This window comes from Synechococcus sp. SYN20, assembly GCF_014279555.1.
Taxonomy (GTDB): domain Bacteria; phylum Cyanobacteriota; class Cyanobacteriia; order PCC-6307; family Cyanobiaceae; genus Synechococcus_C.
In genome coordinates this window covers 1258465-1273009 of record NZ_CP047959.1, presented here as the reverse complement: position 1 = coordinate 1273009, position 14545 = coordinate 1258465, and the positions used below count along the sequence as shown (strand labels likewise).

Below are 14545 nucleotides of genomic sequence, written 5' to 3'. Positions count from 1 at the left end.
TCAGCGGCGAGGGTTGGACAAGGTGTCGAGGCCGATGGCAATTCCCGCGAAGAGGGCGCCCACTGCAAAGGCCCCGCCATAGAGGGCGAGACCTTGAGACCAAGACGTGATGGTGAAAAGTGGCTCCATAAGGGCCGCGATTGGAGACAGAACAAGCTACCCTTGTCTGTTCGAACTCTTACAGGTAGTCCTCAAAGAGAGAACGCTGCTCTCTGCCGTTGCCCAGATCCTGCGATTCGATCACGAAGATCCCGGCGTCATCCACCTGGGCGCTGGCGGATTGGATCCCGTAGGTAGGGCGGGATGCTTCAGGCGTGCAGCCGTAGTCCATCCAGCAAATATCCCGGCCGTCGTAAATGGCCAGGGAGTTGGAGACGAAGGTGTCTGCGGCGTGTGGCTTCAGCAGGTGGTCGAAACGGTAGTGAGCAGCGAGGTTCTTGGCGAAGACCTCTCCCATTCGTGACCAGGACTTCTGAACGGCCAGCTCGAGGCGGCTGAGCCTGTCGTCCTCCTTGGCTTCCAAAGACTTGTCAGCAACATGGAGGCTCTCCTTGAGTTCAAGAGGTGCACCGCTGCAGGCCTGACGGGTGTCGAGCCACTCAGCGAGCTTGATCTTCAGCTCATCGGCGACCTGCTGATCGGTGTGACCTCGATCAAGGAAGCGCCTGCCCTTGACCCAGTTCTCACGCATCCGGTGAGAGAGCCTCAGCAAATAGGAGTGATCGCGCACGTAGTGCAGCAATTCCCCGCGGATCACAGGCACCGCATAGGTGGAGAACTTCCAGCCCCTGCCAACGTCGAACTTGAAGCAGGCCTTCATCAGGCCGATGAAGGCAACCGATTCCAGGTCGTCGTAGGTCATGTCGGTCCGACGCTGGAAGCGCCAGGCCTCACGGCGAGCCAGGTTCATGTTCTCCTGTGCCTTAAGGGCCTGAGCCTTGGAGAGCTTGAAGCCAAGGGGTCGCACGCCCATAGATGCCACTAAGAGTTGTGACAAGCTACCAGTCGTGATACGAACACTGATAACTTAGAAGGTTAAGCCCAGCCGATCCCTTGCCTTGTTTGAAGGTCCGGAGGAAGCACGGTGCGGGCGTGGTTTGACCGGCCCCAGGTGGCGGTGATCTGACGCATTGGCTCCCGGTCCCGCATCCAGTTCAGGCCCTGGGTGATGCTGTCCACGCAGTCATCGTTACGGCCCACGGGAAAAACAGCGAACTGATCGAGCACAAAGCGCAGCCAGTGAGCTGTGATTGGCATGAACACCATTCCCGCCTCGATCATTGGAGCAGCGCCTGAAGCTCTGGCGATCTTTGACTTGTCGGGCTTGATCGGGATGATGTTCGGGATCTTCTTCTTCATCATCTGGATCACCGCGTGGCCATTGGCTGCCGCTTCGATCAGAACTGCAGACGGCCTCCATCGGTTCACGGCTCCGCGGATGGCGGCCATGGTGTCGACTACATCCAGCCGCTCGTTGATCACATCGATCACGTCGTAGCTGCCGTCTTCGCGCTGACCAAGGGTGGCGATTGACACGAAGTCGCTGTTGGCTGTGGCGGTGAAGGCGCAGTCAACCGAAAGGATGATCCGCTGCCACTTCGCCACGTCTGGATCCATCTCGCGGAACTGCCACCAGCTCGGCTTGAAGATTGCAGCGTCGGTTGCTTGCGGGTTCTGCTGATACAGCGAGCCGTACTCCCGGCTCCCGATCGATGCCTTGATCTGGCCCAGGGCCTGCTCGTTGTAGCGCTCAGGGCAGAGTGCTTCGCCCTTGGTCGTCCGGAAGTCCTCCTCGACGGTGATGCACTCAGGGATGTGTGGCCGGTAGTCCCATTCCTCATACTCAGCGGGAAAGTCGACCATGTGCCAGCCCTCCCTGAACTCAGAGGGTGCGCTCTCCTCGAGATCCATCACCAGGCCGATCGCATCGGTCATCGACCAACGGGTCTGGATGATCACGATGGCGCCACCTTCAGGGTTGATCCTGGTTCTGAGGGTGGATTTATACCAGTCATGCAGCTTGCGGATGTAAGCCGGTGATTCCGCTTCCTCTCTGCCTTTCACCGGGTCATCAAGGATCGCCAGGTGAGCGCCCTTGCCGGTGATGGAGCCGCCTGAACCTGCAGCCCAGCAGCCGCCTTTCTTCTCTGTCTCCCAGAACTGAACGGACTGAGAGGCAGGGTTGAACTTGCCACCAGCGTCTCCGTAGTAGGCCCTCGATGCACGCGAGAAGGTGGAAGCCAAGTCCATCGAATAAGAGGACACGCCGACGAATCGGTTCTGATACCTCAGCAGGTAGTAGCCCGCGAAAAGCTTTGCCAGCTCTGACTTGCCGTGGCGAGGAGGGCACTGGACCAGCAGCCGGTTCATCTTCCCGTCGGCCACCTCCTGGAGGCGGTCAATCAGGATCTCGTTCCACTGATAAAACTGAAACGAAGGCATCACCACCTGGATGTACTCCTTGAAGGTGAGGTTGGTGACGCTTGCTCCCGTGGTCTTGAGTTTCTTCTCGCGAGCATCGGCGACAAGCGGTTGATCCCTGCTGCCCTTGCGCAGGAACTTCGTTCCGAGTCCCTTCTTCACTCCCCTAGCTCCGTCTCCAGGGTGTCGACCAGTTCATCGATCCCGAGGCCGGTGGCCTGGAGATTCATCGCCATGTCAGCCAGTGAGGCGACGGTCTTGGCCAGGTTGCTGATGCTCTGTTCGCTGGGCAGCTCGCCTGCAGCCCTCATCGCCATCAGCTTCTCGGCGGTGAGCTCCATCATCAAATCGGCCAGATCGCCCATGCCCTGGGCGCGGTTCATCTGCTCGTCGCGGAAGCGCTTGATCGCAGCCTTGTGCTTCTTCTGGCTCTCGGCTTTGGCGTCGGCGAAGTTGGCCCGCACCTGATCGGCGTCGTACTGGGCGCAGCGTTCGCGCCAGTTGTACTTCTTGGCGAACTTGCGGATATTGCCTTCAGTTGTGCTGACGATTTCGCCGACCTTTCCATAGGAACGGCTCCTGCCCAGCTCCATGTAGGTGACGAAATAGCCATAGGCCTCGGGGCTCTCTCTGGATCTCCCGCTCGTATCGAAGCCTTGGTTGTGGTCGTAAACGGCCATGAATCTCGTGCTGTTGGGAATCACTCCCAGTTGCACCTGAGGCTTCCGAACAAAAAAAAGCCCCCCTTATGGGAGGCGGTCAAGTGCTCGGTCGAGGCGCTTGAGGAATCGTTCAGGGTCCCAGCCGTTGATGGCGTCGGCTCCTCCGGTGATCTCCTGGCATCGGAGAGCGTCGATGATGCCGAGGATGTCCTCGCGGGTGAGCTTGATCTGGGTCTGGTGGCTCTTGGTCATCTCAGAACTCGATAGAACATTCGTCCTCTGTGGAAGCTACGAGTGGTGGTTTGGTCTCGTAGCCCATGGCCCTGACCGTCTCTTCGTAGCCCGGAGGTTTCAGGTCTGGCCGACGCTTGAACAGGTTGACCCAGAAGCTGGATTGAGATTCAGCGGTCATAGCCAAACGGGGAGAGCAGGGCGAGGACAAAAAGGCCGAGACCGAAAGCCATGAAGGCCGACAAGATGAACGCGAACGAATAGCTGATTGGTGTCACGATAAGAACCCGAACAGGAAGAAAGAGAAAAAAGACCAGCAGACGAAGCCGATCCCCAGGGCGTAGAGCGTGGTCATCCGAAAGCGGCCTCGAAGATCGTCGGGAACTGCACCTCGAAGATGTCCTTGATGGCATTGGCCACCAGGCGATGCTCGAGTTGCGTCGACTCATGAGTCCGGTTCTTCAGATAGAAGATCCAGGTGCGCAGATTGGTTGTCGCGTAGAGCTTCGTGCGTGTGCCGCCGATCGGCAGGATTGAACGAGCTGTCTCCTTGGCCACGCCCTGGCTGAGCATGTACTCATAGAGATCGAAGGCTTGCCCATAAAGGGTCTCGATCTTGCGTTCCATCAAGTGCTTGAACTCAGGGTCCAAGTCGTCATGGGATGACTGCCTGTTCTTGTCGTCTTGGCGGCGAAGGTTCGGGACCACCCAGCCACCAAGCTCGGACACGTCCTGGTAGCGCTGGGAAAATTCCTGGAAGCGCATGTCGTGGTGGCGAAGGATCTGACGTGAGATCTCGGGTGTGGTCTCGATCTGAACCGTCATGTGAGCCTGCTCGAAAATCGAGAAGTGCCCCTCACGCATACAGAAGCGGAGCAGACCAGCGATCGATTCGTTCTCCTGGTTCTTGCTGCTGACACGTGCGCAGTAGGCGATCTGCTTCTCGGCGTGAGGCGTGACCGAGATCAGTGAAGCGGTGTGAATATCGCGCTGCATCACAGACCCTCTTCGCCGTAGACGATGGCGGTGGTCAGGGGCCGGATTTCACAGGCCTGCTGAGTTTCCTCGAAATGCTCCTGCGCCCAGTCGGCTGCTTGCAGGGGCGAGGAAAACGGGCCATAGATGTCTGGCCTCTTGCCTCGGATGGTTGCGATGACCACGAACATGTCGGAGCAGTGCGGTGTGGCACAAGCTACGAGGCCCTGTTCGACTTAGAACCAGGTCTTGAGGTTCTGGGGGACTTGCTCTTTGAACTCTTCAAAGCCGTCCACGATCTCGTCACCCTCCTCAGGGACCAGGCCTCTCGAGGCTCGGTGAGTCAATGCGAAGTGCACGGTCACCCGGCCATCACTCCAAACCACAAAGACCGGGTGGTTCTCAGCACCAACCTGGACTGATGCTGTCAACGCTTTGCGAAGGCTGGCGAAACCCTCCGCCGGCTCTCCTCCGTAGTACCAAATTCCCCAGACCTCACTCTTGATCTGCTTCGCTCTTCTGACTGCCTTGCCTTCTGGGGTCTGCCTCCAGTGGGTGTAGCAAAGGCCCATGTCGTAGGCACGGTTAGCACCCGCGCCTTTCTTCAGCCGCTGGCCGCAGACCGAGCAGGTCTTGACGGGCGCAGCTTCGCCCTTGTCACGCAGCTTTTTAAGCCGCATCCGCTCGGTGCTGGTAGTAGGCCTGCCTTTGGGCAAAGTCACTAGAAGGACTGATCCTCAGGACTGTATAGGCCCCAACCAGGAAGGTCCAGATCGTGAACAATTGGGTCATAGGCAGGCCAGTAGTCCAGGGCTTGGCATTGAGCGAATAGGTCCAAAGCCTTCGCCATCTTTTTTTGCCCGTTCAGGATCAAGTTTGGAGAAGCGCGGAAAACGCTGATACCAAACGGAGGCTTTTTCTCGATCGCGCAGAACAAGAACTCGACCTCGAAGCCTGGCCAGCAACGCTGCGCGAGGTTCGTGTACCAGGCGGCTTGAAGGTCGTAGGAGAAGTTGACGCAGGACTTTTGGAAGTCCTTCAACTCAGCGGACTGGGTTGTCTTGAGATCGAGGATCGTGACCTTTTTGCCCGCCTCATCCAGCAGCAAACGATCGAACCGACCTTTCAGGGTCTGACCGTTTTCGTTCTTGATGTAGGCCGAAACTTCGTTGAACTCCCGATATCCCTCATTGCCAGGGCAAAACCACTCACCAGTGATGTCGTGGGTGCGAAGCGTTTCAGCTGCGCGGATGACGTTCCCGAAGTCGGTCGGATCCATCGAGGTCCTGCTGTCCTTCTTCTTGCCCTCAGGCCAGAGCAGCAACTCAAGGTCGGCCTTCTTGGCGCTCTTTGGATACTCGACCTGCGACTCGTCGAGCATGTCCTTCAGCTCCTGGACCGTTGGCTCCTTGGCCTTGCTGCTCCGGTCGTAGAAGAGATTGTCAAATTTCTCGGGTTCGAGGACCCGTGCATGGAGAGCCAGTCCCCAAGTCATCGCCGCAGTTGCAAACCGCGGTTCAGCATTGGGGCCATAGGCGGACATGTAGTGAGCCGGGGACTTCAGCAGCTCCTTCATGGCTGACTGACTGAGTCCCTCGGTCCTTCTGTAGTCGGGGTCTGGTTGATAGAACGCGACCCTTGGTGCGTTTGGAGCTAATCCCTCGAGCTGCATGAGCCTCTGACAGACGTGGTGTCAAAAACAAGCTACGAGCGGTGAACAAGAGCCTCCATTGCTTGCCGTGTCGAGTCGAAAGAGGAGAACTCCGCTTGAAGCAACCCACGCTTGACCATCTCGTGGTTAAAGCTTCGGCGGTTGACGATCACCTCATCCACGATCTGGCCGGCCAAGTAGTCCACCGAGGTCTCAAGCTCATCGGGGTCAATGTTCACGGCTTCGATGTTGAGCGTGGGAACGCAATCAAGAACCCACGTGTGGTTCAAGGCTGAGGAGGAGATCTCAATTGGCTCCATCAAAGGCATGAACTCGACAACGTTCGGAGTGAAACTGCCGTCAGGCATTGCGATGAAGGGCTGCCCAGCGTGGAGCAAAGCAACGTTTTCGATGGTGTCAGAGCCCATTTCGAGAAACAGGATCTGAGTCGCTTCTGTTTGGTCTGGCCGGAGTGCCATGGCTGGCATCTCGAAGGTTTCTGCTTCGATGCGCTCAATCCCTCTCGCATCGGTCATGACAAGCAGTGCTAGATCGAACATGGGTTTCAGAGACTTGGGTTTGGGTGGGAGCTTGTGCCCTCGTGTACATACTGTCTCTCCTCGTCGACGTGGTGTCAATAGGTGTTCGAACCTTTTACACACAGATTTGGTATAGGAAGATACAGACTCAGATAGTTCTCACTAAAACGGGGATCCCAGTCGTGGGAATGGTTCTCATCGCTTTGGTTTCACTCCCCCATTTGGGGGATTGACAAGCAACAACATCTCCCCCATCTGGGGGATCAGTCCTTACTTATGCGTTTATCGCTTAACAGGACAATTCGAATGTCCCAGTACTGCTCCTTGTCTCTGATCCAGCGAAAACTGATGTAAGGAATCACGGTGACGCGATCGTCTTTCCAAGCACCACGCCATCCCGTCTTCTTGCATGGAAGCCCAGCGTCCAACAGGGCTCCAATCAAATTGTCGGCATCACAGCGACCAGGCCCATGAGCCTCAACATGCAGTTCAAATTGCTCGAGGGTCTCGAGATCGAAGTCGACCCAGTACTGCTTCAAGTGATCACGCGTGGCGTTCTTCCATTCCCTGTAATCCGCTGGAAGGAATGCTCGACCCTTGCCAAGTCTTGGCCTTGCCTTGGACTTCAAAGGCATGTCGAGCCGAAAGTTGATCTCAGCCATGAAAAAAGCCCCGGCAATAGCCGAGGCTTCCGATCCCTGTTCTAACTCGTACAGCTACAGATCAAGCGGAGAAGCCTTCTTGATCTCGTCGTAGAGGTTGTAGGTCCCAAGGATCCGGACGTCTCCGTTCTTCTGTGTTCCGAGGATCGCGCCGTCCACGTAGTGAGTTTCATAGATCTCGTGGGGCTCAAACTTGCTGAGGTCCTTCTTGATCTCAGGGTGCGGGGCGTACAGCGGACCGGCGTAGTTGCCGGCGAAGTGCGAGCGCTCTGCTTCCCAGACGTCCTCCTGATACTCCTCCCACATATCCTCCGGACGCATTTCAAAAGGGACATAGGTTTCACAGTCCGGACCAGGGATCACGGAAGAGGGAATGCGGAACTTTTCCCCCATCGCCAAGAACTCAGCCTCGTCCTGGTCGAATGCTTCATCGATGGTTGGAGCCGAGTCAGAAGCAAAGGTCATCGCGACCATGTCCTGGAGCTGCTCGCGGGTGCGGGTGAGGTCCATGGGCTCGGGGGATCTCGAGAGGGCAATCTTCAGAAGGACCAAGTAACCAATGAGGTCTTGGAGTGTGTCTTCATCGGCGGCGGAGAATCCGGTGGTCTGGATCCTGGAGAGCTTGTCGTCGATGCGGACCTTGATCTGTTCGATGGGGTCTGCGCCTGAGAAAACGCGCTGGGGGTTGAGAGCCGAATCCCCGTACTTCTGATTCTTCTCAAGCAGCAAATCGCGGATGTCGTTGCAGGTGCTGACGATCGCTGAGCGGGTGGGAGTGGGGGCAGGGCTTGCAGAAGGGCGGTTGAAGGCCAACCATTCAGCATCGCGGCGTGCGTTGTTCATGGTTCAGAGAGAAATGATGTTCCGCGCATCACGGACGCGGGTGGTTTTTCGGAGCTGAGACAGATAAACCGTGCAGCCGTCGCGATCTGACTGATTGACAGTGCCCTTGGCCCAACCGGCACCCATAAAGACCTTCACGTCTTGGTTGCGCCTGAAGACAGGCATGGGATGGGCAGGCATTTCGAGGCGCTGCTGTTCGGTCTTCTTGCTCATCGACCAGCTAGGTCGTGGAGCAGGTGATCTGGAAGCTGAGCGTCGAGCTGAGTGACCAGGGAAACCGTTCTGGCGAGAGCTTCCGGCTTGAGAACGTAAAGATCGCCGTTGAAGCGGAGGACATTCGCCAGAACCAAGTTGGCCAGGCAGTCGTCGACAGTTACTTCCAGCGTTGAGCGATCAAGGGGGTCGTCCTCGACCCGGATGTCTTCGTCGCGAACGTGACCGCTGAGTGCACCAACGACCTCGTGTCTGCGGACAGCGCCGCGGAGCAGTAAGTAGGCCCAGATAAAGGGACGAACTCGGCCGGGGGTGACGCGGGGTTGGTCATCAAAGGCGACTGCTCCAAGACAGCCGCCGAGATGTTGAAGGGTGCACTCGTCGATCATGAGGGGTGTCCGTGTTCTAACTCGTACAGGTTGATCAGAAAGGAATCTCTTCGGTAGACGGTGCTCCGAACGAGCCACCGCCACCAGCTGCAGCCTTGAGGGCTTCGGCCTCTTCCTTGTTGTCGAGGAAGGTCACGTTGGGATCGTTGACGCGGAGAACCTTGCGTTTCTCTCCCGACTTGTTCGTGTACTCCTCCCAGACGGCCTTGCCGTGAACAGCAACGCGTGACCCTTTGACGACTCGATCACTGATGATCTCGGCGTACTTGCCCCAGACCTGAACGTCATAGAACTGGCCAGCAGCTTCGTCCTGCCCCTTAGCGGGGCGGACGTACTCCTTGTCGATAACGCTGAAGGTGCACAGCTGTGAACCTGAGTCGAAGAACTTGATCTCAGGAGCGCGAGTGACTTTGCCAGCGATGGAGATAGAAGCCATGAAAAGAAATCAGTGTAAGAACTAGAACAGGTCGTTGTTAGACCTTCTCCAAGATACGAGTCATGCACATATCCGAGGCTGCAGCCGCCTTGGTCAAGCGCTTGATCAAACGTTCGTGGTGGTTCCTTGCATAAGCCGGGTTCATACCCCAATCGCGACCGATGGAGGCATAGGTGCGGGGGTTTTCGCCTTGGCAGTTGCGGGCAATAACCAGCGCCCTGTCTTTGTCCTCAAACCCTGCGGAATCCATCAGGATCTCGAGGATCTGGCGGAGCTTCTCGCCCTTTGCGTCCATCTCCAGGTCGTAGTCAGCACGGCCCATGATGATGTCCTGCAACTGGCCAACGTCATCGCCCTTGACGACGGTTGGTCGGTTCAAGCTGCTGTTGCTGGTGGTGAGGTAGCGCTCAAAGAAGAAGTCGACTGTGTTCAAGGGCTTCTTCACCTTGGCGGCGATGGCCTCCATAGAGGGACGCTGACCTGTGCGAGCCAGTTCATGACTGACGAACTTGCGAGCAGTGTTCACAACAGCGAAGCAGTCAGCGCTGATGCGGATGTTGCGGTCGCGGTCGCGCAGATAGGCGAACATCTCCTTGCGGATCCAGTTGATGGCGTAGGTCGCAAAGGTGTAGCCGGTCCGATAGTCGTACTTCTCAGCAGCACGACGGAGACCAATCGTTCCTTCTTGAAGCAGATCGGTCACACGAGCCTCGCTTGGCTTCACGTAGGCGAACTGCGAGCGCCAGATCTTTGCGACCAACCGGAGGTTGCAGCAGATCAAACGATCAATGGCTCGCACGCGAACTTTTTCACGTGTCGTTGGTTCCTGGATCAAACGAGAAAGCTGAATGACCTGAGGAGTGGTGAGTAGTGGAAAGCGACCTGCCGCATCAAGCCAGCAGGAAAGTGAGTCGGTTGCCATTGAAGAAAAAGAAGAAAGTGATCAGTTGTCCAGGACGTCCTGGATGAGTTGCTTGGTGGTCTTGCCCTGCTTCGCCCGGTGCTTGGCGATCTGGACGTAGATGTTTTCCGAACGCCGACAATTGGGGTTCAGCCGCACACCTCGACAATCGACTGGGTGTTCGCTCATCGATCGCAGAACTCGAGGAGCCCTGCCTCGCAGTACTGGGCGACGCGACTGTCGACGATCAGCTGAGCTTTCGACTCAACCTTGCTGACGGCAGCAATGCCGGCTCCGAATCCGAACGTCCAGATACCAAGGAGACAAACAAAGAAAAGGTTGTTCATGGCTTTGAGTGGATGTGGTGTGATCACGATACGATCACGAACAAACAGAACGTAGCAATAAAAAAGACGCGGTGTCAACAACACCACGCCCATCTCATGCAACTTTCAGAATCAAAGGGTTGAATCCTTACAGTCCTCGACTTCGGTCGCTCCTGAGTACCTGCCAGTGAGGCTGTAGTCGCGCTCAGGGAGAGCATCGAGCCCTGAGAGCTTGAGCTGCACCATCTGCATCCCGGTCTGAATGGTCAGGTGCTCGTACTTCAAGCAGTTCACGAACTCGAGGGTGAGCCGGCCTTCGTAGCCGGGGTCGACATAGCCAGCGAGAGCGTGGTCCCATCCACGCCTGGCGGCGGAACTGCGAAGGATCACCTGTGCCTCGACGTCTGAAGGAATGGAGATCAACTCCTCCACATCAGTGAGGATCCAGCCACCGGGAACGACCTTGAAGCCATTGGTCAGATCAACAGTTCGCCTCCCGCGGGGGGTCTCGATGATTCCCTTGGTTCCAATTCGGAGGTTGTAGCTGGCGGGGTTGAGTTGCTCCTCGCTGTAGGGCTGGATCGCGTCAGCCGAACGGGCCAGGTTCCTGATCTGGTGGTCAACGAGTGTTGACATCGCCCACCTCCCAACAGATGTAGCCAGCGTCGGTGGCAGCTTTGCGAGCCGCTTCGCGCTCTTCTTTGGTCTTGAATTCAGTGGTCTTGGCACCTGCGGGATTCCACAGGCCCAGGCAAAACGTGCGCTGCATCAGTCGAGCTCGTCGGAATCGGTATCTCCGAAGGCGAAGAAGCCATCGGTCAGGTCGTCCACGAAGTCCTGAACATCTTCTGGGTCCCAGCCGTGTTGCTCGATCAGCACACCGGACACCATGTCGAGGCCAATCCCGTGGTGGTTGGCCCAGCCCCCCTGGCCCTTGGCCAGCTCCTTGATGTCGAGCGCAGCATCAAGCGCTTTCAACTCTTGAAGCTCCGGCCCTTGGACCATCACTGCCTCGTAGTACTCGAAACAGGTGGGATCAGCGGCCTTCATGAAAAAGGCGCCGATTTTGGCTGTCAGAACTTTCTGAGCATCGAAGTGGGCCATGTGACGGGCAGAGATCCAGCCAATGGCGTGGAAGATTTTGGTCCGCACGAGTCCTCCTCGAATGGGATAGGCTACCGGTCTTGGTCAGGGTTCGAACTCGAACAGCATTCGGAAAGCAGGACGGCCATCGCTCCCTCCAGTTCATTCACGGGGTTCGCCTCGATCACGCGGGCGACCTCCTTGATCGGGTTGCACAGCGAAGACAGCTCATCAGAGAGATCACGCTCGAGCTTCTGGATCACCGCAGCGAATGCCATACGCAGCATCCGGTCTTGCCCCATTCCCTCCAGGACTTCGATGATCTTCCAGGCTTGCTGCATCCTCGGGTCCGTGTAGCTGATCTCAGCAAGAGCAGGCCTGCACCCCTGATCCATCAAATAGAGACGGATCGCACGACGCTCAGCCCAGGAACACCTGTCGATCTGCTTCTGGGTCTGAACCTTGGCCGGCTTCACGTCAGGGATGGCCTTCAGGACCTCTTTAGCCCTGCGCTGCACCCACTCGCGAAGTCCGCCTTTCGGGAGGATCTGGAGGATTCGCTTGACTCCACGCTCTGCGGTGGTGATCGCATACGGGTCAGTCAGGTCGATCTTCTCGACCGCACGCTCGAACATGTACTCCACCCAGGAGACCGCCTCCTCAAGAAGGAAGGGGAAAACCTCAGCGCAGTCAGCGGGGTCGAGGGTGTCAGGCATCACCAGGATCCGCAGATCCAGCTCACCACGAAGGGCGAACTCCTGCAGTTCGTTGATCGCACGTTCGGCGGCCTTCTGCCCGCCAAGATCTCCGTCGAAGCAGAGGACGACCTGAGTCACGCGGGTGGTGCGGACCAGGTTCTCGATCATGCCCCTGGTCAGGGAGGAACCAGACACCGCGATCACATTGCGCACGTCTTCTTGCCAGAGACGGACCACGTCGAACTGGCCCTCGGTGATGACCACCTGGCTGGTGGCCATGATCCGCTCGCGTGCCTTGTGCAAACCGAAGACAAGGTTGGCCTTCTGGTAGATCGCGTCGTTCTGAGAGTTCTTGTACTTGGGCTTGGAGTCATCCAGGACCCGGCCAGTGAAGCCAACGGTCCGGCCTTGAGGATCACAAAGAGGAAACATCACCCGATTTCCGTTGAAGCCGATGCCCCATTCCTCGATCGTCTCAGCTGTCAACTCACGGCCGAGCAAATACTCGAGGCCTGGTGAATCCCAGATCCGCTCGCTGAATTGCTCTTGCTGCTGTTCGCGCTGGCGAAACAAGGAAGCTCTCTCAAGACGTTCTTCCTCGAACTTCTTGGCGTCCTCCTCGTCAGCGGCCTGGACCTCGATGTTGTACTGGCCCGCCAGGTTCATCACAGCCTCGGAGAAGCTCAGGCCTTGGCGGTCCTGAACCCAGCCGATGGCATCCACGCCTCGAGCGCAGACGTGGCAATAAGCGAAGTTTTTCTGCGGGCTGATGCTGAGGCTGGGGCGACGATCGTCGTGCCAGGGGCACTTGGAGGCGAACTCATAGCCCACCTTCTTGAGGTTCTCCTGTGAAAACTGATCGAGGATCTGAGCGCGATCCCGGACTTGGTCGATCGTGTTTTGGTGAAGTCTCATCAGACGTGAGCCTCTGAAGTGATGGTGATGTACTCGCGGTTGATCTGGAGGATCGACTGTTCGTGATTGACGAAGTCGTCTCCAATTCGCTGGCCGTTGCGGAACTTGCCGTGGAAGCAATCGAGGACGCCGGGATTGAAGGCGACACCCTCTTCTCTTTTCGGGAACTCGAGCAACCAGGCAGCTGTTGCCAACTGACCGATCGCATCGGTGCCATTGATGTGCTCGATGCTTGGCTTGTTCGCCAGGCAGGCGTCACGGTTTAGCTGCGCCATCAAGAACAGATCCACATGGCAAGCTTTCGCCGCTTGATGAAGGAAAAGGATGCGGGCTTCCATCTCCTGGGAGCGGTTGCTGTATCCCTTTGAAGGGCGCAGGGCATGGAAGTGATCCAGGAATACAGAACTCAGGCGGGGGTTCTTCGCCTTGGCTGCATACATCGCGTCGACCATGTCCTCTGCTGATGCGTGGAACATCGCCCTGAAGTTGATGTCGCCGATCGTTCCGTCCTGCTTTTCAGTGGTCCACTGCTGCATCATTTCCTCGTAGCCCTGCGGGATCTCCCGCTTCTTCCCGCGTCCCTCGAGAACCCAAGAGCGGCACTGCATGAAGTTCCGGTGGTAGGCGTAGTGGCTCAGGCAACGGGCACCGATTTCGCGGGTGTTCAGCTCAGTCGACAAGAACAAGGTGTTTCCGCCGTTAAGAGTGAGGCCCATCGCTGCAGCGGCTCCGAGCGTCGTTTTGCCGACTCCGGTTCTCGCGCCGATCACGTTGAGCTTCCCCGTATCGCTCGGCTGAACACCTCCCTGAAGATCCATGTCCAGAGCGACGATGCCGGTGGAGATCGGCAGATCTTTCACTGCAGTCATGGCGTCAGCGAGCTCGTCCTGGATCGAGGCAAAGCTGCTCAGCTCGATGTCCTCACCCAAGCGACCAGCGACCAAGGACTTGGCGCTCTCGATGGTGCGCTGCATGTCCTGCACAACGGTCTCGACATTGCGATCCCGGCGGAGGGCGTTCTCGAGGTTCCGGTTGGCGAGCTTCAAGATCGAGCGGGCTCTGCTTGATTGCAAAAGCTCGATTGCGATCAGCATGTCGTTCTCGACGAAGCTGCCTGCTTCTTCGCGAAGCTCAACCACCATCTGTGAAAGAGCCTGCACCGAGCCGTGAGCTTGATCACGCTCGACCCGGAGCTTGTAGCTCTCGATCAAGGTCCGGCCGTTCAAGGTCCGGACGTCACGGTTTCCGCGGAAGATCGCATCGATCTCCTCAGCGAGGCGGTGGTGGGTGCCCTCAGACCAGATGCTCTCAGGAACGGTCTGGTCAGGACGTAAGCCAAGCGCTTGGCGGAACTTCGCCCAGATCGGGCCGTTGTCCTTCTCACCATTGAGAGTGAATCCAAGGATCAGGCGTTCCTGATCGCTGGAGTCATCGGTGTCGATCTGGCTGGCCTTGCGCTCTTCGCGGCGATCATCCAGCGAGTCGAGGGTGGCCTGCTCGTCGGCAAGGCTGAGGCCCTCGGGGCCATTCACGAAAGTTCCTTCGGCGATCAGCTCATCGACTGCCGAAAGAACCTGGTCTTGGATCTGGTCGGTCATGG

24 protein-coding genes are annotated in these 14545 nt (G+C 57.6%); all 24 read right to left on the bottom strand.

The window, feature by feature from the left end:
* Positions 1-129, bottom strand: coding sequence for a hypothetical protein (locus SynSYN20_RS14475; protein ID WP_255476397.1), 129 nt, complete (start codon positions 127-129; stop codon positions 1-3).
* 49 nt (positions 130-178) lie between these two features.
* Positions 179-973, bottom strand: a complete 795-nt coding sequence (locus tag SynSYN20_RS06610) for a sigma factor (protein ID WP_222929762.1) — start codon at positions 971-973, stop codon at positions 179-181.
* A gap of 62 nt (positions 974-1035) precedes the next feature.
* Positions 1036-2583, bottom strand: a complete 1548-nt coding sequence (gene terL, locus SynSYN20_RS06605) for a phage terminase large subunit (RefSeq protein WP_186525232.1) — start codon at positions 2581-2583, stop codon at positions 1036-1038.
* Positions 2580-3101 (bottom strand): hypothetical protein, encoded by a 522-nt coding sequence (locus SynSYN20_RS06600; protein WP_186525231.1) that lies wholly within the window; start codon positions 3099-3101, stop codon positions 2580-2582. The genes terL and SynSYN20_RS06600 overlap by 4 nt, the downstream gene beginning before the upstream one ends.
* Positions 3102-3167: 66 nt before the next feature.
* Positions 3168-3335 (bottom strand): hypothetical protein, encoded by a 168-nt coding sequence (locus tag SynSYN20_RS06595; protein ID WP_186525230.1) that lies wholly within the window; start codon positions 3333-3335, stop codon positions 3168-3170.
* 1 nt (position 3336) lies between these two features.
* Complete coding sequence (locus tag SynSYN20_RS06590) at positions 3337-3495, bottom strand: hypothetical protein (protein ID WP_186525229.1); 159 nt, start codon at positions 3493-3495, stop codon at positions 3337-3339.
* 170 nt (positions 3496-3665) lie between these two features.
* Positions 3666-4310 carry an FAD-dependent thymidylate synthase gene (gene thyX, locus SynSYN20_RS06585; protein ID WP_186525228.1) on the bottom strand — a complete coding sequence of 215 codons (645 nt, stop codon included), beginning with the start codon at positions 4308-4310 and terminating at the stop codon, positions 3666-3668.
* Positions 4310-4480 carry a hypothetical protein gene (locus SynSYN20_RS06580; protein WP_186525227.1) on the bottom strand — a complete coding sequence of 57 codons (171 nt, stop codon included), beginning with the start codon at positions 4478-4480 and terminating at the stop codon, positions 4310-4312. The genes thyX and SynSYN20_RS06580 overlap by 1 nt, the downstream gene beginning before the upstream one ends.
* A 45-nt stretch (positions 4481-4525) precedes the next feature.
* Entirely contained in the window at positions 4526-5011 is a 486-nt protein-coding gene (locus tag SynSYN20_RS06575) for a hypothetical protein (RefSeq protein WP_186525226.1), read from the bottom strand.
* Positions 5011-5961, bottom strand: coding sequence for a PD-(D/E)XK nuclease-like domain-containing protein (locus SynSYN20_RS06570; protein ID WP_186525225.1), 951 nt, complete (start codon positions 5959-5961; stop codon positions 5011-5013). Before SynSYN20_RS06570 ends, SynSYN20_RS06575 begins: the two co-directional genes overlap by 1 nt.
* A gap of 32 nt (positions 5962-5993) precedes the next feature.
* Positions 5994-6476: a hypothetical protein gene (locus SynSYN20_RS06565; protein ID WP_186525224.1), complete on the bottom strand. Its 483-nt coding sequence runs from the start codon at positions 6474-6476 to the stop codon at positions 5994-5996.
* 266 nt (positions 6477-6742) lie between these two features.
* Complete coding sequence (locus tag SynSYN20_RS06560; protein ID WP_186525223.1) at positions 6743-7141, bottom strand: RusA family crossover junction endodeoxyribonuclease; 399 nt, start codon at positions 7139-7141, stop codon at positions 6743-6745.
* A 54-nt stretch (positions 7142-7195) separates the two neighbouring features.
* A complete protein-coding gene (locus SynSYN20_RS06555; protein ID WP_186525222.1) occupies positions 7196-7984 on the bottom strand; it encodes a hypothetical protein in 789 nt (262 codons plus the stop codon).
* Between the two features lie 3 nt (positions 7985-7987).
* Complete coding sequence (locus SynSYN20_RS06550; protein WP_186525221.1) at positions 7988-8197, bottom strand: hypothetical protein; 210 nt, start codon at positions 8195-8197, stop codon at positions 7988-7990.
* On the bottom strand, positions 8194-8586 hold the full coding sequence (locus tag SynSYN20_RS06545) for a hypothetical protein (RefSeq protein ID WP_186525220.1): 393 nt from the start codon (positions 8584-8586) through the stop codon (positions 8194-8196). Before SynSYN20_RS06545 ends, SynSYN20_RS06550 begins: the two co-directional genes overlap by 4 nt.
* 34 nt (positions 8587-8620) lie before the next feature.
* Positions 8621-9022: a single-stranded DNA-binding protein gene (locus SynSYN20_RS06540; protein WP_186525219.1), complete on the bottom strand. Its 402-nt coding sequence runs from the start codon at positions 9020-9022 to the stop codon at positions 8621-8623.
* 37 nt (positions 9023-9059) lie between these two features.
* Positions 9060-9944 (bottom strand): sigma-70 family RNA polymerase sigma factor, encoded by an 885-nt coding sequence (locus SynSYN20_RS06535; RefSeq protein ID WP_186525218.1) that lies wholly within the window; start codon positions 9942-9944, stop codon positions 9060-9062.
* A 21-nt stretch (positions 9945-9965) separates the two neighbouring features.
* The gene (locus SynSYN20_RS06530) at positions 9966-10112 is read right to left on the bottom strand and encodes a hypothetical protein (RefSeq protein WP_186525217.1); all 147 of its coding nucleotides are present in this window, start codon (positions 10110-10112) and stop codon (positions 9966-9968) included.
* A complete protein-coding gene (locus SynSYN20_RS06525; RefSeq protein ID WP_186525216.1) occupies positions 10109-10348 on the bottom strand; it encodes a hypothetical protein in 240 nt (79 codons plus the stop codon). The genes SynSYN20_RS06530 and SynSYN20_RS06525 overlap by 4 nt, the downstream gene beginning before the upstream one ends.
* Before the next feature lie 33 nt (positions 10349-10381).
* Entirely contained in the window at positions 10382-10885 is a 504-nt protein-coding gene (locus tag SynSYN20_RS06520) for a dCTP deaminase (RefSeq protein ID WP_186525215.1), read from the bottom strand.
* Positions 10869-11018, bottom strand: a complete 150-nt coding sequence (locus tag SynSYN20_RS06515; protein WP_186525214.1) for a hypothetical protein — start codon at positions 11016-11018, stop codon at positions 10869-10871. The genes SynSYN20_RS06520 and SynSYN20_RS06515 overlap by 17 nt, the downstream gene beginning before the upstream one ends.
* A complete protein-coding gene (locus SynSYN20_RS06510) occupies positions 11018-11401 on the bottom strand; it encodes a hypothetical protein (protein ID WP_186525213.1) in 384 nt (127 codons plus the stop codon). The genes SynSYN20_RS06515 and SynSYN20_RS06510 overlap by 1 nt, the downstream gene beginning before the upstream one ends.
* Positions 11402-11424: 23 nt before the next feature.
* The gene (locus SynSYN20_RS06505; RefSeq protein WP_186525212.1) at positions 11425-12945 is read right to left on the bottom strand and encodes a DNA primase; all 1521 of its coding nucleotides are present in this window, start codon (positions 12943-12945) and stop codon (positions 11425-11427) included.
* Positions 12945-14543 (bottom strand): DnaB-like helicase C-terminal domain-containing protein, encoded by a 1599-nt coding sequence (locus tag SynSYN20_RS06500; RefSeq protein WP_186525211.1) that lies wholly within the window; start codon positions 14541-14543, stop codon positions 12945-12947. The genes SynSYN20_RS06505 and SynSYN20_RS06500 overlap by 1 nt, the downstream gene beginning before the upstream one ends.
* Positions 14544-14545 lie beyond the last annotated feature (2 nt).